This is a genomic window from Ruegeria sp. HKCCA5763 (assembly GCF_013034545.1).
Taxonomy (GTDB): Bacteria; Pseudomonadota; Alphaproteobacteria; order Rhodobacterales; family Rhodobacteraceae; genus Ruegeria.
In genome coordinates this window covers 26,907-53,082 of sequence record NZ_WQGF01000010.1, presented here as the reverse complement: position 1 = coordinate 53,082, position 26,176 = coordinate 26,907, and the positions used below count along the sequence as shown (strand labels likewise).

Below are 26,176 nucleotides of genomic sequence, written 5' to 3'. Positions count from 1 at the left end.
GGTCGCTGCCTTCCGCGTCCACTGCGAGGCGCGATGATTTTTGATTTAGATTCTGACCGGATTCGCACTAAGCTGGTCCAACAAAATTTATGGTGCATTTTCGTTAAGAGTTCTTGGTGGAGGACACTGGTTTATGTCGCAACTGGTTATCTATGCCCTGCAAGTCGCGGGGGGTACACTTGCCCTGACATCGATGCCCGGACGGGGCGGGGATTATGAAAGGGATCTGGATACGATTGCCGCATGGAAGCCGGGGCTGGTTGTTTCAATGACAACGGACGTCGAGATGCTCCAAAACGGGGCGCAGGAATTCGGCAGCGATATCCAAAGCCGCGCCAGCCGGTGGGTGCATCTGCCGATCGAAGACTTTGGCGCCCCTACGCCTGCAGTTGAAGAGGCGTGGCCCTCGATCAGCGCGGCCGCCCGGCATGCTTTGACGGGTGGAGGGCGGGTACTGGTGCATTGTCGGGGCGGCTGCGGCAGGTCGGGAATGGTTGTTCTGCGGCTGATGGTCGAATGCGGCGAACAGCCAGACAAAGCCCTGGAGCGTTTGCGGGCGCTGCGTCCTTGTGCCGTGGAAACAGACGCCCAATTGGCCTGGGCAGCACAGAATTTTCAGGCTCAAGTCGTATAGTCTTAGGCCGAAATCTGTTCAGGCGCGTGCACGGGTTTGCGAGGCCGCAGCTTTGCAACCTCGATCATCGCGCAGGGTGGGTCTGTAATGATGCCGGATGGCAAGGCGCTGAACGTGTTTCCAAAGATCAGATCGGCGTAAGCGTTCAGGTCCTGCGGCTCTGCTTCAGGCTGTGTATCGCAAAAGATGCGAATTCTGTCTGATTGCGCTCGGAAAGTTGCGTGGCATCCTTGCGTGCAATGTGACAATTCACTGCCACCTTCAAACTCGAACCCGTCGCTTGTGGCGGCTGTGGCCTGCTTCATCGCCTCGGAAATTGAGCGTGCCAGCCGCGCCAGGGCAGGGCAGGTTTTGCCCGTCCGCTGACACACCGTTGCACTGTATTCATGCGTCTTCGTCTTCCAGATCATCCTGCGCCCTCCGCGCGTGGTGGGCAGGAGAGTTGGGTCAGGTGGGACGGCAACGTGCTGTCAGGACCTGCCCGGACACCCCGCCCGAGTTTCGGTTTCAGTTCCGATGGCAGGTCTCCTGACTTGCGGGTCATGGCTTTGCCGACCTTCCCAGCCCTAGGGGCCAGTGGTGTTTTGGCATCGCTCACCGCTTACAGTTGCGGGGGCAGTCGCGGATTTGGTTTGCGCCCGGATGACCAGACTGAACCGCACCGTGTTCCCTTTTCATCCCGACCCCTTGTGGGGGACAGGAACCATCACACAATCGCTAGCGTCTGATCCGGTTCCGAGTCAAGCTGATCTTTTACCCCGACGTGTGGTCATGCTGGATGGGGGGAACGTTCCTCTTTAGTGTTTAAAATATTGAAGCCAAGCAATTCAGTTTTTCAGTGCAGGGTCAGGGATCATGTTGGACGCAGAGCAGACGGTGTTGGCTGAAGATTTCCTTTTCCCATCCGGGTCCACGACCCTTGCAGCACGGTTGTACCGACCGCTGTCAGAGCCTGAAACCGTGGTTGTGCTGAATAGTGCAACGGGTGTGCCGCGCGACTATTATCGCCACTTCGCACAGTGGCTAGCGGCCGAGCGGGGTATGGCGTGTCTGACCTATGACTACCGGGATTTCGGGCATTCTCTGACCGGCCGTATGAAGGATGCGCGTGCAACAATGGCGGATTGGGCTTTGATCGACATGCCAGCGGCGCGGGCGGAAATGCGCAGGCGTTATCCTGATGCGCAGCAATGGACCATTGGTCATTCCGTTGGTGCGATGCTGGGGCCTGTTCAGCCCGACATCGACCAAATCGATCGGATGATTTGCGTGTGTTCGGGGCTCGTAACCCTCAGTGATCACCCATGGCCTTACCGTGGATTGGCCGGTGTTTTCTGGTATGGACACGCACCGGTACTGGTCAAAGCACTTGGCTATCTGCCGGGAAATGCGATCGGGTTTGGTGCGGACTTGCCGGGCTCGGTCTACTGGCAATGGCGCGAATGGTGCACGGCTCCTTTGAATTATGTACCTGAAATCGGACAAAACCTTCCTGAGGCGCGTTGGGACGGCTCCGGTAGACCCGTGGATTTGTTCACTTTCGAGGACGACCAGATGGTCCCGCCCGAAGCTGTCTGGCGGCTTGCCGACCTTTATGGCGCCGAGGCTAAGCGGCACCTGCTTAGGTCTGATGACTTCGGATTGTCAGAGATTGGCCATATCGGAGCTTTTGCTCGGCGTAATGCGGCAGTTTGGCCGAGCCTGATCGCGTGATCAGGCTCGACTTTTGAATTACCGAGTATTTTTCGCTTAACGCCCTTTATGCAGTTTTCGATCCTTCATGACACCCCGCACCATCTTACCGAACGCTTTGTCCCGTGCCCGGGATTGGGCGACGGTTTCCGAGTTGCGCTGATCTTCGCGCCGAAGCTTTCGCCATCGATCCAAGCGGGCAGGGTCAAGCACGCCTTGTTTGATCGCCCGCTGTACAGCACAGCCTGGTTCGGATTCGTGCTGACAATCTGAAAAACGGCAGTTCAGGCCAAGTTCGGCGAGGTCCGAGAACACCTCGTCGATACCGTCCTGAGCTTCAAGCAGACGCAATGCGCGCATTCCAGGCGTATCAATCAGCCAGCCGCCGTTGCGCATCCGGTGTAACGCGCGCGCCGTGGTTGTGTGCCGACCGCGAGCGTCGTTCTCGCGAATACCTGACGTCGCCAAATCCTGATCGGTCAAGCCGTTGGACAATGTCGTCTTGCCAACGCCTGACGACCCAACCAGTGCTCCGGTCTGGCCTTTGGGGCACCAGGATAAGACCTTTTCCAATTCCGTTAGGTCTAGCGCGTTGATCGCCAGAACTGTCAGAAACGGGTCCAGAGCCTGCACCTGTTCCGAGAAACGATTGGGGTCATCCGATTGGTCAGCCTTTGTCAGGACAACAACCGGGTAACATCCTGCCTGATGTGCAAGTGCCAGATAACGCTCTAGCCGGGGCAGGTTGAAATCAGCGTTGCACGAACTGACGATGAACAGCACATCGACATTGGCAGCGATCAGTTGCGTCGCAGCGCCTGTACCGGCGGCGCGCCGGTGCAACAGGCTGCGCCGGTCGAGTAGATGTTGCACGCGATTGTCGTCGTCCGTGAGAACCCAGTCTCCGACGGCATAGCTGCCGGTCGATTGATCAAGGGTCAGCAATGGAGATTCGCCCTGCGGATTCAGCCCGATCAGGCGGTCCCTATGAACGGAAGCGATGCGAAAAGGCGTGCACGAAGGATGAGCCGCGTGTTGCGCGGCAAAGTGAGAGGACCATCCAAGGTCCGAAAGTGAAGAATTCATTGGTCTGCCTGTTGTCAGAAACAGCAATCCCAACGGATGGCGATCGCGCATCCCCGGGTCATGTGTTCAGGCAGTCAGCAAGTAGTGTGAGATCAGAACCGCGCTGCCCGAAGGGTTTTTGTTACAATCATAAAGCCCTCCTGTGGCTAAGGTTCATGAAGTGAGAGGTTGGACATCGACCCAAGCGGGGCTCGTTGTGGCTGCTTCCTTCCGGACCTGACCAGGTTGGCGAGGCGCTCGCCCGCGCCAACCTCTCGAGTCTGGATATAGGGAAGGTGTGGGCAAAAGACAACCCGTCAGAATGTCAGGCGAATACGTTCGAACCCATTGGAATCTGATTCCAGCAGTCTGGCTTTGAACGGGCGCAATTCGTTAATGTGTTTTAACGCACCCGGACCGGTTCGAAGCACGGATTGTGTACCTGTTTGGGGTGCCAGCACAAAAGGATAAGGTTGCTGCGCGATTGGATCAGGCGGAAGGCGATCGGACAGGTAATCCCGCACCAAATCCTTGATGTCCAGCGACGGCAGATTGATGCGTTGGGCCGTGGAAGCGGCGGGGAAATGCCCACCACCGCTGACGCGGTAATTGTTGCTGGCCAGCACTAATCTCTGTTCAGGAAGAACCGGCTGGCCTGCGTATTTCAGGTCGCGAATCCGTCTGTTAGCAGGATCGATCATGCGCCCCTCGGCGTTGAAGCGCGCTGGTTGCGACGGATCAATTTTATAGGTCAGGCCAAAGATGACGTCGAAATTGTACCCGGCGCGTTTGGGGTTGATCAGATCCGTTTCGACATCACAGGCAAGCTGGTTGAACATGCTTGCCGACATTTCAAGCCAGTCCAGCACATCTGCGCCGCTGATCTGGATGGCACGCAATTCGTTGGGAAACGGATACAGATCCGCAACATGGCGCAGGCATATTTCTCCTGCCGGAACATCCGTAAAGTGCCTGGGGCCTGCGCGGCCGCCGCTTTTACCGGGAGCCACGACTGACAAAAGCGGTAATTCGCCCGGGGCGGATCCATGCAGGAAAGGACGCAGAGCTGCAGCCTGTGCCGCGGCAACCAGGGCCAGCCCGCGATCTGGTGCGCAGAAGCTGAAATAGCTGTGCATGGTGTCAGCCACGTGCGCCACAGGTTTGGCCACTGCGCGACGGGTTTGACGATGGGCATTGGCAACAAGGCGCACCAAGTCATCGTCTTCATCGACCTCAGCGCCATTTTCACAGACAGGGTGCAGTTCAACGTGGCAATCCGTAACGCTGAACCCGGCATCTGGCCGAGGTGTAACAACCAGATCGATTACGCCAAGATACGACCCCGCGGAACCGGCCATGACAACCGGTGTTTCATGTATCAACCCTTTTTCCTGATCGAGATACGAGGCGTCGCCGTGGCCGCCGCCTGGAAAGGTCAAGTGAGTGTGCCCGGCGACAATTGCGTCGATTCCATCTATAGCTGCCAGGGGGATGACGGCGTTTTCCATGCCTTCAGAAGCATCCGCCGGACCCAGGCCTGAATGGGCCAACATCACTATCAGATCACACCCTTGATTGCGCAGAAGCCCAGTCAGGTCGCGCGCGGTTGAGAAGATACCGCTGGCTGTTACCTCTCCGTTCAGGTGATGTTCTTCCCAGCGGACGGTCTGGGGGGGAAGACCAGAAATAAGGCCGATGCGAATGGGTGTCTCGGTGCCGTTCACAGATACGGTTCGGTCCAGGATTGCATGGCTATGCCAGATCTGATTGCCGCCCGAGCGAAGCAAGTTGCTGCACAAAACCGGGCATGGCGCTTGTGCGAGGATGTCGTCCAAGGTTGGCAGCCCAAAGCCAAAATCATGGTTTCCAAGGCCGATGGCGTCGTAACCAAGCGCCGCGAACGCCTGCATCATCGGATGCGGTGTGTCGTTACGAACAGCCCATTCGCCCAGAGGTGTACCCTGAATAGAATCTCCGTTGTCCACCAAAAGGACCAACGCGTCATGGGCTTGTTGACGGGCGTTTCGGATCAGGCTGGCGGTGCGCGTTAACCCAAGCGTCGGGTCCTGGGTGTCTGTGTAATAGTCAAAACCTGTCAGGTGCATATGCAGGTCAGTCGTTGCCAGAATGCGAACACGCCCGTAGTTTTTCGCGGGGCGTACCTGCTTCAATGGGTTTTGCTTCACTTCGGATAGTCTGCTTTTGAAAAGGGTTATTGATTAAATAGCACAGAGCGTAACTTAAATGATTTTTCCGAGGCCGTCATGCGGCTTTTCGACGGCGGCGATGTGTAGCGCAAAGGATTGAATTGCCATTGCAACGCAGGCTGTGACATGGCAGCCCTGTGCCCCGAACCAAAAGGAAACCCAATGAAACACGCAGAGCAGGTGACGTTTGGCGGCTCGGGCCTGGATCGGGCGGCCCATATTCGCGGGAGCGCTGAACTTCTGGAAGAAGCGACAAACAACCCGGCCACGCAATGCATGATGGTGTGGCGCGGCAAAGTTCTGGTGGAAGGTGATGGGTTGGATCAGCTTGTTTTGCTGCCGATGACGCATCCGTTGGTCAGTGACGGCCCCGAAGGCATAGTTGAGGCCCCGGTCTTTTTGGGTTTGACCGCCGAAGATGCGCCTTTGTTTGCCGTGGATATCTCTGCCTGGACGGCAGAAGGTCTGGACCTGACCGGACTAGGGGAGTTCGTAGACAAATCTGAGCAGCAGCATCCGGATTTGCCGTATGGGTGTGTGTTTGCCGAGTTGCGCCGGATCATGACGCGATTGTCGGCGCGGGATGCGGAACTGGCCGCGACGGCTAAGGCAGTGATCGGCTGGCACGAAACGCATCGGTTTTGTGCGCGTTGCGGTGCAGCCAGTGAGATGTCGCAAGGCGGTTGGCAACGCAGTTGTCCATCATGTGGCGGGCAACACTTCCCACGTACCGACCCTGTTGTGATCATGTTGATCACATATGGGGAGAATGTGCTGATGGGGCGGTCTCCGGGTTGGCCCGAGGGGATGTTTTCGTTGCTGGCCGGCTTTGTCGAGCCCGGAGAAACCTTGGAAGCTGCCGTACGCCGCGAGGTAATGGAAGAGGCGGGCGTGCCGGTCGGGGAAGTATCCTATCTGTCCAGCCAGCCCTGGCCATTCCCGGCTTCGTTGATGTTCGGCTGCGCGGGTGAGGCACTATCGTGTGACATCGCTATTGATCCCGTCGAGATCGAAGAGGCGATGTGGGTGAGCAAATCCGAGATGATGCAGGCCTTTGCCGGGGACCATCCAACTCTGTTGCCCGCTCGCAAAGGTGCAATCGCACATTTTCTTCTTGAGAACTGGCTTGCGGATACGCTGGACTGACGAAATATTGGCGCGGCCATAAACATCGAAGGGTATCATGCAGTTTTCAGCCCGTGAGGATATCGAAGCCCCAATCAACGCGGTATTCGACATGGTGTCGGATTTCGAGCGGTTCGAACGCATGGCCATGCGCCGGGGGATCGACGTAAGGCGCTCAGATGCCGAGGCGATCTTTGCTGCGGGAACTGAATGGCAGACAGAGTTCAAGCTGCGCGGCAAGTTGCGCCAGATGTCGGTGATCATGGCGGGCTACGACCGGCCTTCGCAAATGCGTTTCGAGGCCAACAGCAAGGGCATGACCGGCCTGACAAGTGTGGATTTTCTGGCCCTGTCACCGCGCAGAACGCGCCTGAGCCTCGAGATGTCACTGGTGGCCAAAACCTTGCCTGCACGCCTGTTGTTGCAATCTGTAAAGTTGGGCCAATCCCGGTTTCGCAAACAGCTGCAATCCCGGCTGAGTGAATTTGCACGCGAGTTGGAGCAGCGCCATCTGCATGGCGCATAACAAAACGCTGTTGCGCTGTTACATTGTGCGATTGAGCAAAAGAGGCAGGTTGTCGAGTTGAACGGCCACAAGCGCTAGCGTGATGATCGCTTGCAAGGAGGCTGGGCGCAGCAACCTGCGCCAATCCAAATTTGCCCAATCGAAGGAATTGTTACCTATCCGCGCGGTTGCGCGGCTGGGTAAACGCCCAGTATTTCAACGTTGGTCGTGAAATGCTCTAACTCGTCCATGGCCAGTTGCACATTCCGGTCGTCGGGATGCCCGACGATATCTGCATAGAACTGTGTCGCGGTGAAGGATCCGTCGACCATATAGCTTTCCAGCTTGGTCATGTTGATCCCGTTGGTAGCAAAGCCGCCCATCGCCTTGTAAAGCGCCGCCGGGATATTGCGGACCTGAAACACAAAGCTGGTGATCATGCCATGTTCGCCGCGACGTGTCAGATCGAACTGGCGGGACATCACAAGGAAACGGGTCGTGTTGTCGTCACTGTCCTCGATGTGGCGGGCCAGCACATTCAGGTTGTAGATCTCACCAGCCAATTCGCTGGCCAGCGCTGCAGAGTGGAGGTCGCCCACCTCAGCCACTTCGCGTGCCGCGCGGGCGTTGTCGGGGCTGACACGCCCGCGAATGTCGTGCTTTTTCAGGAACCCCGCGCATTGCGGCAGCAGCACCAGATGAGAATGTGCCTCGGTGATATCTTCCAGTTTTGCGCCGGGGACGCCCAACAAGTTGATATGTACCCGCACAAATGCCTCGCCGATGATATGCAAGCCGCTATGAGGCAACAGCCGGTGAATATCGGCGACCCGTCCGTAGGTTGTGTTTTCGACCGGAAGCATCGCCAGATCGGCCGCGCCGGAACGAACCGATTCGATCACATCTTCGAAAGTACGGCAGGGCAGGGCCTCCATATCGGGCCGCGCGTTGCGGCACGCCTCGTGACTATAGGCGCCCGGTTCACCTTGAAATGCGATGCGATTGGTCATTTGGTCGATTCCATGCAACAAGTTCGCGATTTGGTCGTTTCGTCGCGGTGTCTATACCTTGCCTCTCGTAAGGGGAAGCCTTAGACAGCAGCCCAGACAGCTGAAATGGACTCGCGATCAATGTTCGACACGATGACAGTTACCAAGGCCGCTGCAGGCCTGTTCGGCACTTTCCTGGTGCTGCTTCTGGCCAAATGGGGGGCGGATGTCCTCTATTCTTCCGGTGGCCATGGCCACGCTGAGGCCGCCTACATTATCGAAACCGAAAGCTCGGGCGAAAGCGCCGACGGTGAAGAAGTGGTCTTCGAAGACCTGCTGGCCGCCGCTGACGTTGAGAAAGGTGCCAAGGTTTTCCGCAAGTGCACCGCGTGCCACAAGCTGGAAGACGGCGCAAACGGAACGGGCCCATACCTGTACGCTGTTGTGGACCGCCCTGTTGCATCGGCCAAGGGCTTTACAGGTTACTCGGCCAGCATGCAGGCCCACGGCGGCAACTGGACGCCTGAGGCGCTGGATGCCTTCCTGGAACGCCCAAGCGCCTACATCTCGGGCACATCGATGAGCTTTGCGGGTCTGAAAAAGCCGCAGGATCGCGCAGACGTGATTGCCTATCTGCAGACAATCGGCAACTGATTGCCAGTCAGATCAAAGCTTTCCAAAGCCGCTGCCCCATGCAGCGGCTTTTTTTGTCTGAAGGAAACTTCACAAAGCGCTCACGCATTCTAAACTTGAATCTGTCAGCGTTGGCACTTTAGCTAGCGGTTACGACATTGATGATGACAATGACCCAAAGGACGAGCCACATGATATCCCTGATGCCCGCTGCACGTGATCTTAAGATACGGCCTTGGGCTGGCATATTGGGGCTGTGCACGGCTTTGATCACTCCGCAAATCGTGCAGGCTTTGGACGATGGTGTTACCAGCAGTCATGGCTACTCATATTTTGGCAATCTGGATTATCCCGCTGATTACGCTCACCTGAACTATGTGAACCCGGATGCTCCTAAAGGTGGTGAGCTTTCTTTGGCTGCCTCGGGCACGTTCGATTCTCTCAATCCCTATTCCCGCAAGGGGCGCGCTGGCGCTTTGACGACGCTGCAATATGATCGCTTGTTTGAAAGTGCGGATGACAGTGTCGGGCAATATTACGGAGTATTGGCAGAAAGTCTGGAGTATGACGAAGGGCGGAACTACGTCATCTTTCACCTGCGGCCCGAAGCAACCTTTTGGGATGGAACGCCGGTAACGGCGGAAGATGTCGTCTATAGCCACCGCCTGTTCATCGAACAGGGTCTGCCCTCTTACGCGCAGGCCGTGGGTCGCATGGTGACGGGGGCCGAAGCGCTGGATGAACATACGGTTAAGTTCTCGTTTAACCCCGAAGTTACCCGCCGTAGCCTGATCGAAACAGTAGGCTCGACCCCCGTATTTTCAAAAGCGTGGTTCGAAGCGGATGAGTCCAGGCGCCTGGATGAGCCTCGCCTGGAAGTAGCGGTTGGATCAGGTCCGTATAAGCTTGACAGCTACGACATCAATCGTCGGATCGTTTACAAGCGCCGTGATGATTATTGGGGCAAGGATCTGCCGTTCAATGTTGGTCGGAACAATTTCGACACAATCCGCGTCGAATACTTTGCTGATCAGACCGCGGCGTTCGAAGGTTTCAAAGCCGGTGAGTACACGCTGCGTATCGAAAGCGACCCCAAGCTTTGGGCGACGGGGTATGATTTCCCGAAGCTGAGCGAAGGCGAGGTGGTTCGCGATGAGATCGTGGATGGTAGTCCGCCGACCCCATCGGGTTTTGTTTTCAATCTGGGAAAACCGCAGTTTGCTGACAAGGACGTCCGCAAAGCCCTTGCCTTAGCCTTTAACTTCGAATGGGCAAACGAGTCTTTGCTGTTCGGGCTGAATGCGCCACGCAATTCCTTCATTCAAGGCACCCCGCTTGAGGCAAAAGGTCTGCCTGAAGGTGATGAGATGGCGTTTTTGCAAGCTTTGGGTGACGTTGTGCCCGGAGACTTTCTGACAGAGCCTGCGGTCTTGGCCCACGAGTCAAATCCTGCGCGTCTGAACGATCGGAGAAATCTTCGTAAAGCAGCGAAAATACTGGACCAGGCCGGTTGGCCTGTTGGCGATGGCAATGTGCGGCGCAATGCCGAAGGACAGACATTGAAGGTGAATATCCCCTATCCTTCAAACCTGCCGACTTCAACAGCAACCATGATCGAAACCTATGTTCAGAACTTGCAGTCTATTGGTGTCGACGCTTCGGCTGAAAAGGTTGACCCGGCGCAGTACACCCTTCGCAGCCGCGAGAGGGACTACGATATGGTCTATTCCACACGTTACGGTTCATTCCTGTCCACAGGCGGCGGGTTAAGCCAGATGTATGGATCGGAAGAAGCTGCATTCAGCCTCTTTAACCCCGCCGGATTGGCTAGCCCCCTAGTTGACGCAATCATTGAAGCGTCTTTTGAAACCGACAATCAGGCAGATCAGGACACGGCACTTACTGCGCTTGATCGCGCCTTGCGTTATGAGTTCTTCGTGGTCCCTGTGGGATTCATCGCTGACTACTGGACGGCATATTACGATATGTACGAATACCCCGAAAACCTGCCGCCCTATTCGTTGGGTCATCTGGATTTGTGGTGGATCAATCCGGAAAAAGAGGCTGCGTTGAAAGCGAAAGGCGCACTGCGATAACATGGGCGCCTATATTCTAAGACGCTTGTTGCTGATCATTCCAACCCTTTTGGGCATCATGATCGTCAACTTCACGCTGGTACAATTCGTGCCGGGTGGACCGGTCGAGCAGATCATCGCGCAGATCGAAGGTCAGGGGGACGTATTTGCCGGATTTGCGGGTGGAGGCGATGCTGGCGCAGGTTCTGAACCCGCAGGTGGTGTTTTCGATGATAAATATGTCGGCGCACGCGGCCTGCCGCCCGAGTTCATTGCTGAGTTGGAAAAAGAATTCGGTTTCGACAAACCGCCTTTGGAGCGGTTCCTGATTATGATGGGCAACTATCTGACGCTGGACTTCGGCGAGAGTTATTTCCGTTCGATCAGTGTGATTGATCTGGTGCTTGAAAAGATGCCGGTTTCAATCTCATTGGGTCTGTGGTCGACCCTGATTGCTTATCTGGTTTCTATTCCGCTGGGCATCCGCAAGGCGATCAAAGATGGATCACAGTTCGATACCTGGACCAGCGGGGCGATCATTGTGGCTTATGCGATCCCGGGCTTTCTGTTTGCGATCCTCCTTCTAGTGCTGTTCGCGGGTGGGTCGTACTGGCAGATCTTCCCGCTGCGCGGATTGACCTCGGACAATTGGGAGAGCCTCAGCCTGTTCGGCAAGATTGCGGACTACTTCTGGCATATTGCGCTGCCGACCATTGCGCTCACGATCTCGGCTTTTGCGACACTGACATTGCTGACCAAGAACTCGTTTCTGGATGAAATCAAGAAACAATATGTCATGACGGCCCGCGCAAAGGGACTGAGCGAGCGAAAGGTGCTGTATGGTCATGTTTTCCGCAACGCGATGCTGATCGTGATCGCGGGCTTTCCTGCGGTGTTCATCGGCGTGTTCTTTGGTGGGTCGATCATCATCGAGACGATTTTCTCGCTGGACGGTCTGGGCCGTCTGGGATTCGAGGCAGCCGTGGCGCGCGATTACCCGGTGATTTTCGGCACCCTCTTCATCTTCGGCCTGATGGGGCTGGTCGTTGGTATCATTAGCGATCTTATGTATGTGCTGGTCGATCCGCGCATCGACTTTGAAAAGCGGGAGGGGTAAATGGCGCTCTCCCCTCTGAACCAGCGTCGCTGGAACAACTTCTGTCGCAACCGGCGCGCGTTCTGGTCGCTCATCATATTCTCGGTTCTGTTTGGCCTTTCCCTATGCGCCGAGTTTATCGCAAATGACAAACCCATCGTCGTGAAGTACCGGGGTGAGTTCTATACGCCGATCTTCAACTTCTATGCGGAAACGGAATTTGGTGGCGATTTCCAGACGGAAGCCATTTATCGCGATCCCGAAGTTCAATGCCTGATCGATAGCGGCGGACTGGAAGAGTGTTTCGACGATCCCGAAGGCATCATAGAACAAATCGACGCCGGGACTTTCCAGGCGGAAGGGTTCGAGCGTGGCTGGGCGCTTTGGCCGCTGATCCCATACTCCTTCAACACTTCGGTAGACCGACCTGGGGCTGCGCCTTTGCCGCCCAACGGTCAGAATCTGTTGGGCACGGATGACACCAAACGCGATGTGCTGGCACGCGTGATATACGGGTTCCGGTTGTCGATCCTGTTCACACTGCTTGTGACCGGTGCCGCCAGCCTGATCGGTATTTTCGCTGGTGCAATTCAAGGATTCTTCGGCGGTTGGTTGGATCTGATCTTTCAACGGATCATCGAGATCTGGTCAGCGACGCCTTCGTTATATGTGATCATCATCATGTTCGCTGTTCTGGGCCGAAGTTTCTGGCTGCTGGTAGCGTTGATGATCCTGTTCAGTTGGACCGGTTTGGTCGGCGTCGTACGCGCGGAGTTTCTACGCGCGCGGAACCTTGAATATGTGCGCGCGGCGCGGGCGCTGGGCGTCGGCAATATGACCATCATGTTCCGCCATATGCTGCCCAATGCAATGGTGGCCACCTTGACTTTCATGCCCTTCATTGTCACCGGAACCATCGGCGGTCTCGCCTCGCTGGATTATCTGGGCTTTGGCTTGCCATCTTCTGCCCCGTCTTTGGGAGAGCTGACCTTGCAGGCAAAACAAAACCTGCAAGCCCCGTGGCTGGCTTTCACAGCCTTTTTCACCTTTGCCATCATGCTGTCGCTGCTGGTCTTCATTTTCGAAGGCGTGCGGGATGCGTTTGATCCTAGAAAGACCTTCTCATGAGCTTGCTGGATGTGAACAACCTCAAGGTCTCGTTCCGGCAGGACGGTCAGGTCAGCGCTGCTGTCAAAGGCGTTTCCTTCACAGTAGATCGGGGTGAAACCGTTGCATTGGTGGGCGAATCCGGCTCAGGCAAATCCGTAACGGCTTTGTCGACAGTGTCACTGCTGGGTGACAGTGCACTGGTCGAAGGATCGGTGACCTATGATGGGCAAGAGATGATCGGTGCGTCCGAGCAGCATCTTATGGATGTACGCGGCAATGACATAAGCTTCATCTTTCAGGAGCCAATGACCTCGCTGAACCCGCTGCACACGATTCAAAAGCAAATGGCGGAATCGCTGGCGCTGCATCAGGGGGTAACCGGTGACGCGGCGCGGGGGCGGATTTTGGAGCTACTGACCAAGGTTGGTATCCGCGACCCCGAGGACAGGTTGGACAGCTACCCCCACCAGTTGTCTGGTGGACAAAGACAGCGGGTGATGATCGCAATGGCGCTGGCCAACAAGCCGGACATTTTGATTGCCGATGAACCGACAACGGCGTTGGATGTGACCATTCAGGCGCAGATACTCGAGTTGTTGGCCGAATTGCAGAAATCCGAGAATATGGGGATGCTGTTCATCACCCATGATCTGGGTATCGTACGCCGGATTGCCGACCGCGTTTGTGTGATGAAGGATGGTGAGATTGTCGAAACCGGTGTCACGCAGGACATCTTTGACAACCCACAGCATCCCTATACCCGGAAACTTTTGGCCGCGGAACCTTCGGGTCAGCCCGAACCGGTTGCCTCAGACGCGGAAGAGGTCGCGCGCACCGATCACCTGAAGGTCTGGTTCCAAATCCAGCGCGGATTTCTGAAGCGTACTGTTGGCTATGTGAAGGCGGTGAATGACGCCACGCTGAGTGTACGCGCGGGTGAGACTTTGGGAATCGTCGGCGAAAGCGGTTCGGGCAAGACTACGCTGGCGCTGGCGATCATGCGCCTCATTGCGTCCGAAGGCGGCATCACCTTCCGCGATCAGGATGTGCGAAGATGGTCTACCCGCGAATTACGCAGATTGCGCAAAGATATGCAGATCGTGTTTCAAGACCCGTTCGGCAGCCTTAGCCCACGCATGACCTGTCAGCAGATCATCGCGGAAGGTCTTGCCATTCACAACATTGACCCTCACCGCGCCCCGCGTGAGCTGGTCGCCGAGGTGATGACCGAAGTGGGGCTGGATCCTGCGGCGATGGACCGGTATCCGCACGAGTTCTCAGGCGGACAGCGCCAGCGTATCGCCATTGCGCGCGCGATGGTTTTGCGGCCCAAACTGCTGGTGTTGGACGAACCGACCAGCGCGCTGGACATGACGGTGCAGGTTCAGATCGTTGATCTGCTGCGCGATCTGCAGAAGAAATACGGGTTGGCCTATCTGTTCATCAGCCACGACCTGAAAGTCGTACGGGCGATGTCGCACAACGTGATCGTCATGCGAAATGGGGATGTGGTGGAAATGGGTGCGGCCGAGGCATTGTTCGAAAACGCCCAGACCGACTATACCCGCGAGCTGATTGCAGCGGCGGGCTGAGATCAGCCCGCCTTCCTCTGGCCATTACGCGCTTGCCTTTTCTTTGGTCGCAGCTTTCGGTACTGGCCCGCGCAGTTCTTCGTAGTGATCAAAGGTTAGCTTGACCCACCCGGTTCCGCGCGTGGCACTGGCAAGGGTGCGATGCAGTTCATCCTCGGTCACGGCGGGGATCTGGGCGTTGAAGATCTCCCATCCCGACGCGTTTGGGTTGCCTTCAAATCCCAGAACCTGCCCTTGCAGCGAACTGATCGTTGGCACGAGATCGCCCACAAAGTCCGATGGCAGGTGAATCTCGGCGTTCAGCATCGGTTGCAAAACCACTGGCTTGGCCTGAGGTAGCGCTTCACGCACCGCGTTCTTTCCTGCGGTTCGGAACGCATAATCCGAACTGTCCACGTTATGGTGTTTACCGTCGCTCAGCGTGACTTTGACGTCGACCACGGGGAAACCCTCGGGGCCTTGCTCCAGCGCGTCCTTGGCACCGTGTTCCACGGACGGGATATAGTTCCTGGGCACAGCACCGCCTTTAACCACCTCTTCGAACTGGAACCCCGACCCGCGAGGCAGGGGTGCGACCGAGATCACCACATCCGCAAACTGTCCGGCGCCGCCGGATTGTTTGCGATGACGGTGCCGATGTTCGATGGGCGCGCGGATGGTTTCGCGATAGGCGGTTTCGACCTGATCCGCTTCAATCTCGATCCCAAAATCCTCGGCCAGCTTCGCGGTCACACGGCGCATGTGTTGCGGGCCTTGCGATCCAAGGATCGAATGGCCGCTCAGTTCATCCTGTTGCAGGTGCAGACCGGGGTCGATTTCGGCCAGACGGCTTAGGGCGTTGGACAGGCGCACATCGTCCCGCTCATGCGCGGGTGAGACGATTTGACGATGCGCGACCGGGTGCGAGGCCGCCCATTCCGGCAGTTCAGTCGCAGAATTGCTGTCGTAGATATAGCCGGGGTTGAGGTGGTCGGATTTGACCGCCAGACCAATCTGCCCGGCTTCCAGCGTTGCGATTTGGGTCTTGGCATCAAGCGTTGTCAGATTGCCAACGGTCTCACCGCCCAAAGCTTCATGCGCTTTGACGCCATCCCCAAGCCCGCGCAAAACAACGATCTTTCCGATGTGCTTTTTGACATCTGCAAAACCGGCAATGGCTCGGGCACTGTCGGCGGCTTCGTCCCGCCCGGCGGCGATATCAAATTCAGGCGCTTCGTGCCGCAGCGCCTTCATCAACCGCGTTAACCCGTTACCATGGCTCGCGGCACCTAGGCATGCTGGAATCAACTGGTGGTTTTGCAAGACTTGCGCGGCCAGGTCATAAACCTCGTCGCTGGGGGGCTGCTTGTCTTCGATCAGCTGCTCCAACAGATGGTCGTCAAAATCAGACAGAGTTTCCAGTAACTCGGTGCGCGCTTCCTGCTCTCGGTCTTCCACGGATTGAGGCAACTCGATCAGGGCCGAGGGTTGGCCCTCTTGATACTTCCAGGCCCGTTCAGAAATCAGATCAACCGCGCCGATGATCGTGTCTCCTTCGCGGATTGGCACCTGACGCAGGGCGATATGATGGGTGCAGTACGTTTGCAGTGCTGCGATGATGTCGCGGATGCGCCCATTGGGATTATCCATGCGGTTGATGAATAGAAAGCAGGGGATGCCCGCTTCTTCCACCAGTCGAAGGTAAGGGGCGCACAGAACGGCAGCATTGGGATCGGGGGGCACAACCACGACCGCCGCGTCCGAGATGGCCATTGCAGGCCCGACATAGGCCAGCGCATCGCCGCCGCCATCTACGTCGATCGAACACCAAGGCTCGTCCAGGTAAGAAAAACCGTGCAAATGCACGGTTCCGGAAACATCGAATGTTGTGGGGCGCCCGTCGAGGCGGCTGATGGCCTCGACCAGGGTAGTTTTGCCCGATTGGCTGGGCCCGAGGACGGTGAAAACGCGCATTAGTGTTGTCCCTCTTTCAGGTTGCAGAATGGCTGCACGAAAGGGGCGTCCGCCGCTTTTTCGTCGGCAAGGACCGTCTGTATTTGCCCGCCTCAGGGCGCAGAATGGATGGCCAGTCTGCCCCTTGAGTGTGGAGAAAAGCGCAGGCGCGCGTCAAGCCCCCGTTGTGCCCAGTGGCCTGCGGGCCCGGCGAGGCCCGCAGAAGAAGAGATCAGATCGCCGAGCTGTGGCCTGCCTTGCTCAGGTCATAGGCGTCAAAGCTGCGGGCGATCATCCGGGTCAGGGCGCGTGCCTCGGGCGGGATGAAAAGCCCGTCTTCGGTGATCCGCAACAGCCCGTCGAATGCGGCATTGGCGGAATGATACATGTCATTCAACGCGGCGGCCGAGATGTCGTGGTCGCGCAGGATTTCGGCACTGTTGATCTTAAAATCGCACATCAGCGCCTCGATCAGGCGCGCGCGCAAAATGTCCTGACCCTTGAACAGGTGCCCGCGGGCGGTCGAAAACTGCCCGTCGCGAACCGCTTTGGCATGGGCCGAGGTGGCCGAGGCGTTCTGCGCATAGCCTTGCGGAAAGCGCGAGATCGAACTGGCCCCGACGCCAATCAGAACATCGGCCTGATCGTCGGTATACCCTTGGAAGTTACGCTTTAGACGTCCCGCGTGCAGGGCACGGGTCAGACCGTCATCTTGTATGGCGAAATGGTCGATGCCAATTTCGGCATAGTTGTCCCACAGGAACAGACGGCGGGCGGTATCGAACAGCTCGAGCCGTTGTTCCGGCGTGGGAAGCGCGTCGGACGGGATCATCTGTTGGCGCTTCGCCATCCAAGGCACATGTGCGTAGCCATACAAAGCCACGCGATCCGGGCTGAGCGACAGCAGCTTCTGCACGCTTTCGGTCATCCGGGCCTTTGTCTGATGCGGCAGGCCAAAAAGGATATCTGCGTTCAAACTGGTAATGCCACGTTCGCGGATCATGTCGATGGCGTCGCGGGTGGTGTCGTAGCTTTGGATGCGACCGATGGTTTTCTGAATTTCGTCGTCGAAATCCTGCACCCCGATCGACGCACGGTTCATACCTGCCTCTGCCAGCGCATCCAGACGGTCTTCATCAATTTCGTTCGGATCAATCTCGACCGAAAATTCGGCATCAGGCCCCATGGGCACAATACCCAGGATATATTGCGCCAATTCGCGCATCAGCTGCGCGTTCAGCAAGGTTGGCGTACCGCCACCCCAGTGCAGGCGCGATAGCACCACGCCTTTGGGCAGGCGTGCTGCAAGCAGGTCTAACTCGGCCTTCAGAACGTCCACATAGGCGATCACAGGGTTGTCGGTTTGGGTTCCCTGTGTCCGGCAAGCACAGAACCAGCACAGTCTACGACAGAATGGAACGTGGATGTACAGGGAAATGGCACTGCCGGGTTTGATCCCCGAAATCCAGTCACCAAACAAGTCTGCTCCCACATCATTGCTAAAGTGGGGGGCGGTGGGGTAGCTTGTGTAACGCGGTACTTTCGCGTCAAAAAGTCCAAGCTTTGCCAATTGTGGTTTCACTATCATGGCGATACCCTTAGGCGACAGATGACTTGGTTACTTTGATGGAGATCAAGTGGGGACCCGCATGACAATAAAAGCACAGTTTGATCATTCCAATTGCGAAGACTGCCCGATTCGGCATCGCGCAGTTTGTGCTCGTTGCGATGCGGATGAGCTGGAAGAGCTTGAAAGTATTAAATATTACCGCAGTTTCGAGGCGGGCCAGACCATCATATGGTCGGGCGATCAGATGAATTTTGTGGGCTCGGTCGTGGCCGGGATCGCTTCGTTGACGCAGACCATGGAAGATGGTCGGACCCAGATGGTGGGTTTGCTGTTGCCAAGTGATTTTGTCGGCCGCCCCGGGCGCGAAGTTGCGCCTTACGATGTGCAGGCGACCACAGATGTCGTCATGTGCTGTTTCCGCAAGAAACCGTTCGAAGAGTTGATGGCAACTACACCACATATCGCCCATCGCCTGTTGCAGATGACGCTGGACGAACTTGATGCTGCCCGCGAATGGATGCTGGTGCTTGGGCGCAAGACCGCGCGCGAAAAAATCGCCAGCCTGTTGTCGATCATTGCGCGCCGGGATGCGTCGATTAGCCAGAAGGGTCTGGCAGGGCCGATTGTGTTTGACCTGCCTCTGACCCGAGAGGCCATGGCAGACTATCTGGGCCTGACCCTTGAAACCGTGAGTCGCCAGATTTCGGCCTTGAAAAAGGAAGGCGTGATCACACTGGAAGGCAAGCGCCATGTGACCATTCCGGATATGGGCCGTCTCATGGAAGAAGCTGGCGACGACTCGGATGGTGGCTTTTTGGTCTGATCCTTGTGCGCGATGGGATAGGATAAACGCCGTGACCTTGGATCGCGGCGTTTAACAACTCAGGAGCATCGCATGGTTTTTAGCAGCGTCTTGGCAATGATTTTTATCGGCGCAATCGCCGGATGGCTTTCGGGAAAGATCATGGAGGGCCGCGGATTCGGTTTGCTGGGGAACATCATCGTCGGAATTGTCGGCGCGTTTCTGGCAGGCATGATTTTCCCCGCGCTAGGCTTTTCTGTGGGCGGAGGGTTCTTTTCCTCGGTCTTTTTCGCGACCGTGGGGGCCGTGATCCTGTTGTTTGTGATCGGCCTTATCCGAAAGGCATGACAAAAGCCGCCGACTTGGGCGGCTTTCGAACTTTTTGGCAGAGTTCAGTGTGCCAGGAAAACGGGAACTGAAGATTGTTCCAGCATGTTGCGGGTTGCACCGCCAAGTATTGCTTCGCGGAAGCGCGAGTGACCGTAGGCACCCATTACGATCAAGTCAGATTCCGTGTCCGACGCATGACGGTTCAGAATATCTGACACGCGCGTCATGGTCTTGCTCAGCACATCGATCTCACACTTGACCCCGTGTCGGGCCAGCATCTGAGACAGCATTCCGCCCGGATCCGACCGGTCAGGGCCGTGGCGCGGAGGATCAATGACAACGATGCGGGCCAGTTCCGCCTGTTTCAGGAAGGGCAGAGCGCGCCGGACGGCGCACATCGCCTCAACGCTTTCATTCCAGGCGATCATTACATTGCGTGGCACTTTCATTGGCGGAGTGTCGTCCGGAACCACCAGAACCGGGCAATGGCCTTCAAACATTGCGGACTCGATGATGGGTTCAGCTTCGGCCCCGCGATCTTTTCCATAGGGGTGCGGTAAAACCACAAGATCCGAAAACCGGGCCCGATGCGCGACATGGCGTCCGATGTCAGCGATCTGCGCCACACCATGTTCAGCAGACCAGCGAACGCCGGATTTACCCAAATAGTCTTGGGCAAATGCCAGCACCTCCTGCGCCTCGGTGTTGGCTCGGCTGAGCGTCTCCTGAACGATCAGGGCGTTCGCTCCGGCATAGTAATAGCCGGTCTGGCTGCGATCGACACCAAGGCACAGCGCCTCGGCATGGGCATCCTGCGACTCTGCCAGCGCTATAACCTGAGCCAATGCAGGCTCAGCCGTTTGCGTTTCGGTCATGACAGTGAGAATAGATTTGTACGCCATTTCGACCTCTTAGTTCGGGCATATGGTCTCATGTGACCGGTTGGCCCCTTTCATCCTTTATGCGTGTCACAGAAAACGCGGAACTGTCTTGATACAGATCAAAGCAATAGCGGCTGTCGTGCTTCAGAACGGCAGCCAGTCAAATAGGTTTCGCGTGTCAAAAGAATCAAAACCGCGCGAAGCACGGCAAAGGGACGCAATATGTCGAATTACATCAAGCTGATCGTGCTTGGTCTGGTCGTGGTGTTTGCCGCCATCGGATCAAATTATGCACGCGATTTGGCGTATCAGGTGCATGCGATTCTGGTGATGCTTATCGCCGGTGGATTGTTCATCTGGACGCTTCGAAACACAGAAGAGCCAGATATTCTTGTCGATCGCTCGGGCGAATACATGGATGACGTGATCCGCTACGGCGTGATCGCAACGGCCTTTTGGGGTGTGGTAGGGTTCCTGGCTGGAACCTTTATTGCGTTCCAACTGGCGTTTCCGGTGCTCAACTTCGAATGGGCCCAAGGGTATCTGAACTTTGGACGTTTGCGTCCGCTGCACACCTCGGCGGTGATTTTTGCATTTGGCGGTAACGCGCTGATCGCAACGTCGTTCTACGTGGTGCAGCGCACCAGCGCCGCGCGTCTGTGGGGTGGAAACCTCGCATGGTTCGTGTTCTGGGGCTATCAACTGTTCATCGTGCTGGCCGCGACCGGTTACATTCTGGGCGGTACTCAGTCGAAAGAATATGCCGAACCTGAATGGTATGTGGACCTGTGGCTGACCGTTGTTTGGGTCGCTTACCTTGCTGTCTATCTGGGCACGATCATCAAGCGGAAAGAACCCCACATCTATGTGGCAAACTGGTTCTATCTGGCGTTCATCGTGACCGTTGCGATGCTGCACCTGGTCAACAACATGACCATTCCGGTCAGCATCTGGGGTTCGAAGTCGGTCATCGTCTGGTCGGGTGTTCAAGACGCCATGATCCAGTGGTGGTATGGCCACAACGCTGTGGGCTTCTTCCTGACCGCGGGCTTCCTGGGCATGATGTACTACTTCATTCCGAAACAGGCCGAGCGTCCGGTCTTCTCGTACAAGCTGTCGATCATCCACTTCTGGGCACTGATCTTCCTGTACATCTGGGCTGGTCCGCACCACCTGCACTATACCGCGCTGCCCGACTGGGCCTCGACGCTGGGCATGGTGTTCTCGGTGATCCTGTGGATGCCGTCCTGGGGTGGTATGATCAATGGCCTGATGACCCTGTCGGGTGCATGGGACAAGCTGCGCACCGACCCGGTGATCCGGATGATGGTGATCTCGGTCGGCTTCTACGGCATGTCCACCTTTGAAGGCCCGATGATGTCGATCCGCGCAGTAAACTCGCTGAGCCACTACACCGACTGGACCATTGGTCACGTGCACTCGGGCGCGCTGGGTTGGAACGGCATGATCACCTTTGGTGCGCTGTACTTCCTGGTACCTGTCCTGTGGAAGCGCGAGCGTCTGTACTCGCTGCAGATGGTCAGCTGGCACTTCTGGCTCGCCACCATCGGCATCGTGCTCTACGCCGCTTCGATGTGGGTCACCGGTATCATGGAAGGCCTGATGTGGCGTGAAGTGGATGCCAACGGCTTCTTGGTGAACTCGTTCGCCGACACCGTGGCCGCCAAATTTCCGATGTATGTGGTGCGTGCGCTGGGCGGTGTCCTGTTCGTCGCTGGCTCGGTCATCATGTGCTACAACCTGTGGATGACTGTACGTAAAGCGCCGGCCAAAGAGGCCAGCCTGACCGTCGCAGTCCCGGCTGAATAAGGAGGGCCGGAGCAATGGCAATTCTCGACAAACACAAGATCCTCGAGACCAACGCGACCCTCCTGCTGATCTTCAGCTTCCTGGTCGTAACCATCGGTGGCATCGTTCAGATCACCCCGCTGTTCTACCTTGAGAACACCATCGAAAAGGTGGAGGGCATGCGCCCTTACACCCCACTCGAAATGGCGGGTCGTGAGATCTATCTGCGTGAAGGCTGCTATGTCTGCCACAGCCAGATGATCCGCCCGATGCGGGATGAGGTTGAGCGCTATGGCCACTACTCGCTGGCGGCTGAGTCGATGTATGACCACCCGTTCCAGTGGGGGTCCAAGCGTACCGGACCTGATCTGGCGCGTGTTGGTGGCCGTTACTCGGACGACTGGCATGTGCGCCATCTGCGCGATGCACAATCGGTGGTGCCGGAATCGGTGATGCCCAAGTATGGCTTCCTCGAAACCCGCAAGATCGACGGCGAGTATATCGGTGACATCATGGCTGCCAACGCTTTGGTGGGAACGCCCTATACCGAAGACATGCTGGAGAACGCCGTGGCCGATTTCCGCGCGCAGGCCGATCCGGACAGCGACTATGACGGGTTGCTGGAACGCTATGGCGATAAAGTCAACGTGCGCAACTTCGACGGCCAGTCCGATCTGACCGAAGCCGACGCGCTGATCGCTTACCTGCAAATGCTGGGCACGCTGGTCGATTTCTCGACCTTCACCCCGGACGCAAGCCGCTAAGGAGGGTGTGATGGAAGAATATACACTCCTACGGCAGTTCGCGGATAGCTGGATGCTGCTTGTGTTGTTCGTCTTCTTTATCGGCATCATCATCTGGGTATTCCGCCCCGGTGCCAGCAAAGAATACAACGACACCGCCAACATCCCGTTCCGGCATCAAGACAAACCCGCCACATCCAAGGAGGCGCGGCAATGAGCAAGACACCTGAAAAACAGCCGGGTGATCCGAATACAACCGGTCATTCCTGGGATGGGATCGAGGAATTCGACAACCCGATGCCGCGCTGGTGGCTATGGACCTTCTATGCGACCATTTTCTGGGGTCTGATCTATACGATCATGTATCCGGCATGGCCGCTGGTTCAATCTGCAACAGCAGGGGTTCTGGGATGGTCCTCGCGTGAGCTGGTTCAGCAGGAGCTGGTTTCGTTCGAAGAGGCAAACGCCCCTTGGAATGCCAAGCTGGTAGAGACATCGCTCGAGGATATCTCGAAGGACCCCGAGTTGCAGCAATACGCTGTGAACTCTGGCGGGGCCGTATTCCGCACCTGGTGCGCACAGTGCCACGGTTCCGGTGCTCAAGGCGCGCCCGGCTTCCCCAACCTGTTAGACGATGCATGGCTGTGGGGCGGTTCGCTTGAAGATATCGAGTACACCGTTGCCTATGGTATCCGGAACGAAGAAAGCGACGATGCGCGCTATTCTGAAATGCCGGCCTTTGGTGAGATTCTCGAAAGCGAAGAGATCACCCAGGTTGTCCAATACGTTATGTCTCTGACCAATGCGCAGACCGACGACGCGGCGGCGCAAGCGGGCAAAGTTGTCTTCGATGACAACTGTGCTGCCTGCCACGGCGAAAACGGCCAGGGCGACGTATTCCAGGGTGCTCCGAACCTGACGGACGCAATCTGGCTTTACGGCGGCAGTGAAGAAGCTCTGACTGAAACGGTCACATACAGCCGCTTTGGCGTGATGCCCCCGTGGGAAAATCGTCTGACCGACGCGCAGATCCGCGCTGTCACGGCCTATGTCCACCAGTTGGGTGGTGGTCAGTAAGTTTAAAGGAACACTTTCGGGCGGTTCGCTGCCCGAAAGTTGTGGCACCGGCTGTTCCATCTGTTCGCGCGTTTCCTGAACAGCCGGTGCCTTATTTTCCAACAAACCACCTTACAGACCTACAGCCCGCTTTCGTGGGGCTATTGGGGGCGTTCTTACGGCCCGAGTCTCAGGCTGCGACAATTGGTCGGCCTGAAGCGCGTGGTTTATAAGCGTCGTGATCGGTATCGCGACAATAGCCGGTTTTCTGTTAGAATACGTGAATAATTGGTTAAAAAAACGTCTACTCCGACATCTCAGAGGTCGGTTCATCTTCAAAAGATGTGTGTTCGATGCGCGTTTTGACCCATGTCAAAGTTCGCTTGCCCGTGATCTGGAACAAGACGCCTTCAGAAGACCCATTAGTGGAGCCAGCCAGTGAGCGATTCCGATCCTGCCCCCAGCCTTTACGCAGCCAGAGAGCCGATCTTTCCAAGACGTGTCTCAGGGCCGTTTCGGAACCTGAAATGGATCATTCTTATAGTGACACTGGGCATCTACTACGTGACCCCGTGGATCAGGTGGGATCGCGGCCCCAGCCTGCCGGATCAGGCGGTACTGTTGGATCTGGCGAACCGACGGTTTTATTTTTTCTGGATCGAAATCTGGCCACATGAATTCTACTTTGTCGCCGGTCTGCTGATCATGGCCGGCCTTGGCCTGTTTCTGTTCACTTCGGCCCTTGGGCGCGTCTGGTGTGGCTATGCCTGCCCGCAAACAGTCTGGACCGACCTTTTCATACTGGTCGAGCGTTGGATCGAAGGGGATCGAAATGCTCGTCTGCGCCTGCACCGCCAAGAAAAGCTGGATTTCCGCAAGGCTCGCCTACGGATCACCAAATGGATCGTTTGGTTCTTGATTGGCTTGGCGACGGGCGGGGCCTGGGTATTCTATTTTGCAGACGCCCCGACGCTTTTGATGGATCTGGTCACTGGCAACGCGCATCCGGTCGCGTACACAACGATGCTGATCCTGACGGGCACTACCTTTTTCTTTGGCGGTTTCGCCCGCGAACAGATCTGCATCTACGCTTGCCCATGGCCCCGCATTCAAGCGGCAATGATGGACGAAGACACACTGGTTGTCGGTTACCGCGAATGGCGGGGCGAGCCACGCGGCAAGGGTAAACGGACTGCAGATTCCGAATTGGGGGATTGCATCGACTGTATGGCCTGCGTGAATGTCTGCCCTGTTGGGATCGACATTCGCGATGGACAGCAGCTTGAATGCATCACCTGCGCCCTGTGTATTGATGCCTGTGACGACATGATGGCCAAGATCGGTAAGCCGCGTGGGCTGATCGATTATATGGCCCTCAGCGATGAAACGAGAGAGCGGTCCGGCCAGCCGCCCAAAAGCGTGTGGAAGCATATCTTCCGGGCCCGCACGATCATGTACACGTCCCTGTGGTCGCTGGTTGGCTTTGCCCTGCTCTTTGCGCTGTTCATTCGCTCGGATATCGATTTGACTGTTGCGCCGGTCCGCAACCCGACATTTGTAACCCTGTCTGATGGAACGATCCGCAACACTTATGATGTGCGGCTACGTAACAAACATGGCGAAGATCGTCTGTTCACCCTGTCTCTGACCGGAGATCCGGCTATGCGGCTGGAAATCGAAGGCACGAACCTGCACACTGTGAATGTGCCGGCAGATACAGCACAATTGGCTCGTGTATATATTATCTCGTCCCGCGACACGGGCCCAGCCGGAGCGGATTCAACGCCGGTCCGCATCTGGGTTGAAGATCTGAGCAGCGGTGAGCGGGCCTATAAGGACACCACGTTTAACGGACGGGGGAATTGATCATGGCGGAACGGAAATTCACCGGAAAACACGCTTTGGCGGTGTTTGTGGGCGCCTTTGGCGTGATCATCGCCGTGAACCTTGTTCTGGCCTACAGCGCGGTCAAAACCTTTCCGGGGCTTGAGGTCAAGAATTCATACGTGGCCAGTCAGGAGTTCAACGAACGTTTGAAAGAGCAACAAGCGCTGGGGTGGACCGTACGGGCTGAAACCAAGGGCGGGTTGCTGATCCTGCACATCACCGATGAAAGTGGTGCGCCGGTTCAGGTCAGCGAGTTGCAGGCTGTTGTGGGCCGCGCGACTCATGTCCGCGAGGATTTCGTGCCGGATTTCACCTTTGACGGAACGGCCTACGCCACGCCGGCCACGTTGGGCGAGGGCAACTGGAACATTCGTCTGGTGGCGCGGGACAGTGATGGCGCGGAATTTTCGCAGCGCGTTCCGCTGTATGTGAAGGGGTAAGCG

At 56.9% G+C, this 26,176-nt stretch carries 24 protein-coding genes, 1 other RNA gene and 1 riboswitch; of the genes, 17 read left to right on the top strand and 8 right to left on the bottom strand.

Translation table 11 applies throughout. The annotated features are described in order from the left end of the window. Positions 1–133 precede the first annotated feature (133 nt). Positions 134–634 carry a protein-tyrosine phosphatase family protein gene (locus GOV89_RS16685; RefSeq protein ID WP_171180143.1) on the top strand — a complete coding sequence of 167 codons (501 nt, stop codon included), beginning with the start codon at positions 134–136 and terminating at the stop codon, positions 632–634. Positions 635–636: 2 nt separating this feature from the next. Here the strand turns inward: GOV89_RS16685 and GOV89_RS16680 are convergent, their stop codons facing one another. Then, complete coding sequence (locus GOV89_RS16680) at positions 637–1,044, bottom strand: hypothetical protein (RefSeq protein WP_171180140.1); 408 nt, start codon at positions 1,042–1,044, stop codon at positions 637–639. A 90-nt stretch (positions 1,045–1,134) separates the two neighbouring features. Further along, a riboswitch (cobalamin riboswitch) is annotated at positions 1,135–1,357 on the bottom strand. Between the two features lie 132 nt (positions 1,358–1,489). On the opposite strand from GOV89_RS16680, the gene GOV89_RS16675 reads away from it, so the two are divergent. After that, positions 1,490–2,347: a hypothetical protein gene (locus GOV89_RS16675; RefSeq protein ID WP_171180139.1), complete on the top strand. Its 858-nt coding sequence runs from the start codon at positions 1,490–1,492 to the stop codon at positions 2,345–2,347. 36 nt (positions 2,348–2,383) lie between these two features. On the opposite strand, the gene rsgA is transcribed toward GOV89_RS16675, so the two are convergent. The 3 genes from rsgA to GOV89_RS16660 all read right to left on the bottom strand — a co-directional run bounded on the left by rsgA (position 2,384) and on the right by GOV89_RS16660 (position 5,562). Further along, a complete protein-coding gene (rsgA, locus tag GOV89_RS16670) occupies positions 2,384–3,412 on the bottom strand; it encodes a ribosome small subunit-dependent GTPase A (protein WP_171236034.1) in 1,029 nt (342 codons plus the stop codon). A 158-nt stretch (positions 3,413–3,570) separates the two neighbouring features. Further along, positions 3,571–3,669, bottom strand: an RNA gene (gene ffs / locus GOV89_RS16665) — signal recognition particle sRNA small type. Positions 3,670–3,708: 39 nt separating this feature from the next. Then, positions 3,709–5,562: a bifunctional 2',3'-cyclic-nucleotide 2'-phosphodiesterase/3'-nucleotidase gene (locus GOV89_RS16660; protein ID WP_245222934.1), complete on the bottom strand. Its 1,854-nt coding sequence runs from the start codon at positions 5,560–5,562 to the stop codon at positions 3,709–3,711. A 198-nt stretch (positions 5,563–5,760) separates the two neighbouring features. Between GOV89_RS16660 and nudC the strand changes: the two genes are divergently transcribed. Continuing rightward, positions 5,761–6,744, top strand: coding sequence for an NAD(+) diphosphatase (gene nudC / locus GOV89_RS16655; protein WP_171180135.1), 984 nt, complete (start codon positions 5,761–5,763; stop codon positions 6,742–6,744). 37 nt (positions 6,745–6,781) lie between these two features. Continuing rightward, on the top strand, positions 6,782–7,249 hold the full coding sequence (locus GOV89_RS16650; RefSeq protein ID WP_171180133.1) for an SRPBCC family protein: 468 nt from the start codon (positions 6,782–6,784) through the stop codon (positions 7,247–7,249). A gap of 155 nt (positions 7,250–7,404) precedes the next feature. On the opposite strand, the gene GOV89_RS16645 is transcribed toward GOV89_RS16650, so the two are convergent. Further along, positions 7,405–8,238, bottom strand: coding sequence for a prephenate dehydratase (locus tag GOV89_RS16645; RefSeq protein WP_171180131.1), 834 nt, complete (start codon positions 8,236–8,238; stop codon positions 7,405–7,407). Between the two features lie 120 nt (positions 8,239–8,358). On the opposite strand from GOV89_RS16645, the gene GOV89_RS16640 reads away from it, so the two are divergent. The 5 genes from GOV89_RS16640 to GOV89_RS16620 all read left to right on the top strand — a co-directional run bounded on the left by GOV89_RS16640 (position 8,359) and on the right by GOV89_RS16620 (position 14,723). Further along, positions 8,359–8,871: a cytochrome c family protein gene (locus GOV89_RS16640; RefSeq protein ID WP_171180413.1), complete on the top strand. Its 513-nt coding sequence runs from the start codon at positions 8,359–8,361 to the stop codon at positions 8,869–8,871. 170 nt (positions 8,872–9,041) lie between these two features. Beyond that, on the top strand, positions 9,042–10,946 hold the full coding sequence (locus GOV89_RS16635; RefSeq protein ID WP_171238672.1) for an extracellular solute-binding protein: 1,905 nt from the start codon (positions 9,042–9,044) through the stop codon (positions 10,944–10,946). A gap of 1 nt (position 10,947) precedes the next feature. Beyond that, positions 10,948–12,042 (top strand): microcin C ABC transporter permease YejB, encoded by a 1,095-nt coding sequence (locus tag GOV89_RS16630; protein ID WP_171180127.1) that lies wholly within the window; start codon positions 10,948–10,950, stop codon positions 12,040–12,042. Further along, complete coding sequence (locus tag GOV89_RS16625) at positions 12,043–13,149, top strand: ABC transporter permease (RefSeq protein WP_171180125.1); 1,107 nt, start codon at positions 12,043–12,045, stop codon at positions 13,147–13,149. Continuing rightward, on the top strand, positions 13,146–14,723 hold the full coding sequence (locus tag GOV89_RS16620; RefSeq protein WP_171238671.1) for an ABC transporter ATP-binding protein: 1,578 nt from the start codon (positions 13,146–13,148) through the stop codon (positions 14,721–14,723). The genes GOV89_RS16625 and GOV89_RS16620 overlap by 4 nt, the downstream gene beginning before the upstream one ends. A 24-nt stretch (positions 14,724–14,747) precedes the next feature. Here GOV89_RS16620 and GOV89_RS16615 read toward each other — a convergent pair whose 3' ends face one another. Together GOV89_RS16615 and hemN are read right to left on the bottom strand one after the other, a co-directional pair. Continuing rightward, positions 14,748–16,676, bottom strand: a complete 1,929-nt coding sequence (locus GOV89_RS16615; RefSeq protein ID WP_171180121.1) for an elongation factor G — start codon at positions 16,674–16,676, stop codon at positions 14,748–14,750. 211 nt (positions 16,677–16,887) lie between these two features. After that, on the bottom strand, positions 16,888–18,243 hold the full coding sequence (hemN, locus tag GOV89_RS16610) for an oxygen-independent coproporphyrinogen III oxidase (RefSeq protein WP_171180119.1): 1,356 nt from the start codon (positions 18,241–18,243) through the stop codon (positions 16,888–16,890). A gap of 61 nt (positions 18,244–18,304) precedes the next feature. Between hemN and fnrL the strand changes: the two genes are divergently transcribed. Then, positions 18,305–19,048: a transcriptional regulator FnrL gene (gene fnrL / locus GOV89_RS16605; protein ID WP_171180117.1), complete on the top strand. Its 744-nt coding sequence runs from the start codon at positions 18,305–18,307 to the stop codon at positions 19,046–19,048. A gap of 72 nt (positions 19,049–19,120) precedes the next feature. Beyond that, positions 19,121–19,375: a GlsB/YeaQ/YmgE family stress response membrane protein gene (locus tag GOV89_RS16600; protein WP_171180115.1), complete on the top strand. Its 255-nt coding sequence runs from the start codon at positions 19,121–19,123 to the stop codon at positions 19,373–19,375. Positions 19,376–19,419: 44 nt separating this feature from the next. Here GOV89_RS16600 and GOV89_RS16595 read toward each other — a convergent pair whose 3' ends face one another. Next, a complete protein-coding gene (locus GOV89_RS16595; protein WP_171180113.1) occupies positions 19,420–20,259 on the bottom strand; it encodes a universal stress protein in 840 nt (279 codons plus the stop codon). Positions 20,260–20,460: 201 nt separating this feature from the next. Here GOV89_RS16595 and ccoN point away from each other — a divergent pair, with 201 nt between their 5' ends. From ccoN to GOV89_RS16565, 6 genes are all read left to right on the top strand, one after another. Further along, the gene (gene ccoN, locus GOV89_RS16590; protein WP_171095983.1) at positions 20,461–22,068 is read left to right on the top strand and encodes a cytochrome-c oxidase, cbb3-type subunit I; all 1,608 of its coding nucleotides are present in this window, start codon (positions 20,461–20,463) and stop codon (positions 22,066–22,068) included. Between the two features lie 14 nt (positions 22,069–22,082). After that, entirely contained in the window at positions 22,083–22,811 is a 729-nt protein-coding gene (gene ccoO / locus GOV89_RS16585) for a cytochrome-c oxidase, cbb3-type subunit II (RefSeq protein ID WP_171180111.1), read from the top strand. 10 nt (positions 22,812–22,821) lie between these two features. Further along, positions 22,822–23,007: a cbb3-type cytochrome c oxidase subunit 3 gene (locus GOV89_RS16580; RefSeq protein ID WP_171095986.1), complete on the top strand. Its 186-nt coding sequence runs from the start codon at positions 22,822–22,824 to the stop codon at positions 23,005–23,007. Continuing rightward, a complete protein-coding gene (gene ccoP, locus GOV89_RS16575; protein WP_171180109.1) occupies positions 23,004–23,867 on the top strand; it encodes a cytochrome-c oxidase, cbb3-type subunit III in 864 nt (287 codons plus the stop codon). The genes GOV89_RS16580 and ccoP overlap by 4 nt, the downstream gene beginning before the upstream one ends. 417 nt (positions 23,868–24,284) lie before the next feature. Continuing rightward, the gene (gene ccoG, locus GOV89_RS16570) at positions 24,285–25,712 is read left to right on the top strand and encodes a cytochrome c oxidase accessory protein CcoG (RefSeq protein ID WP_171238670.1); all 1,428 of its coding nucleotides are present in this window, start codon (positions 24,285–24,287) and stop codon (positions 25,710–25,712) included. 2 nt (positions 25,713–25,714) lie between these two features. Continuing rightward, on the top strand, positions 25,715–26,173 hold the full coding sequence (locus tag GOV89_RS16565) for a FixH family protein (RefSeq protein WP_171236022.1): 459 nt from the start codon (positions 25,715–25,717) through the stop codon (positions 26,171–26,173). Positions 26,174–26,176: the final 3 nt, after the last annotated feature.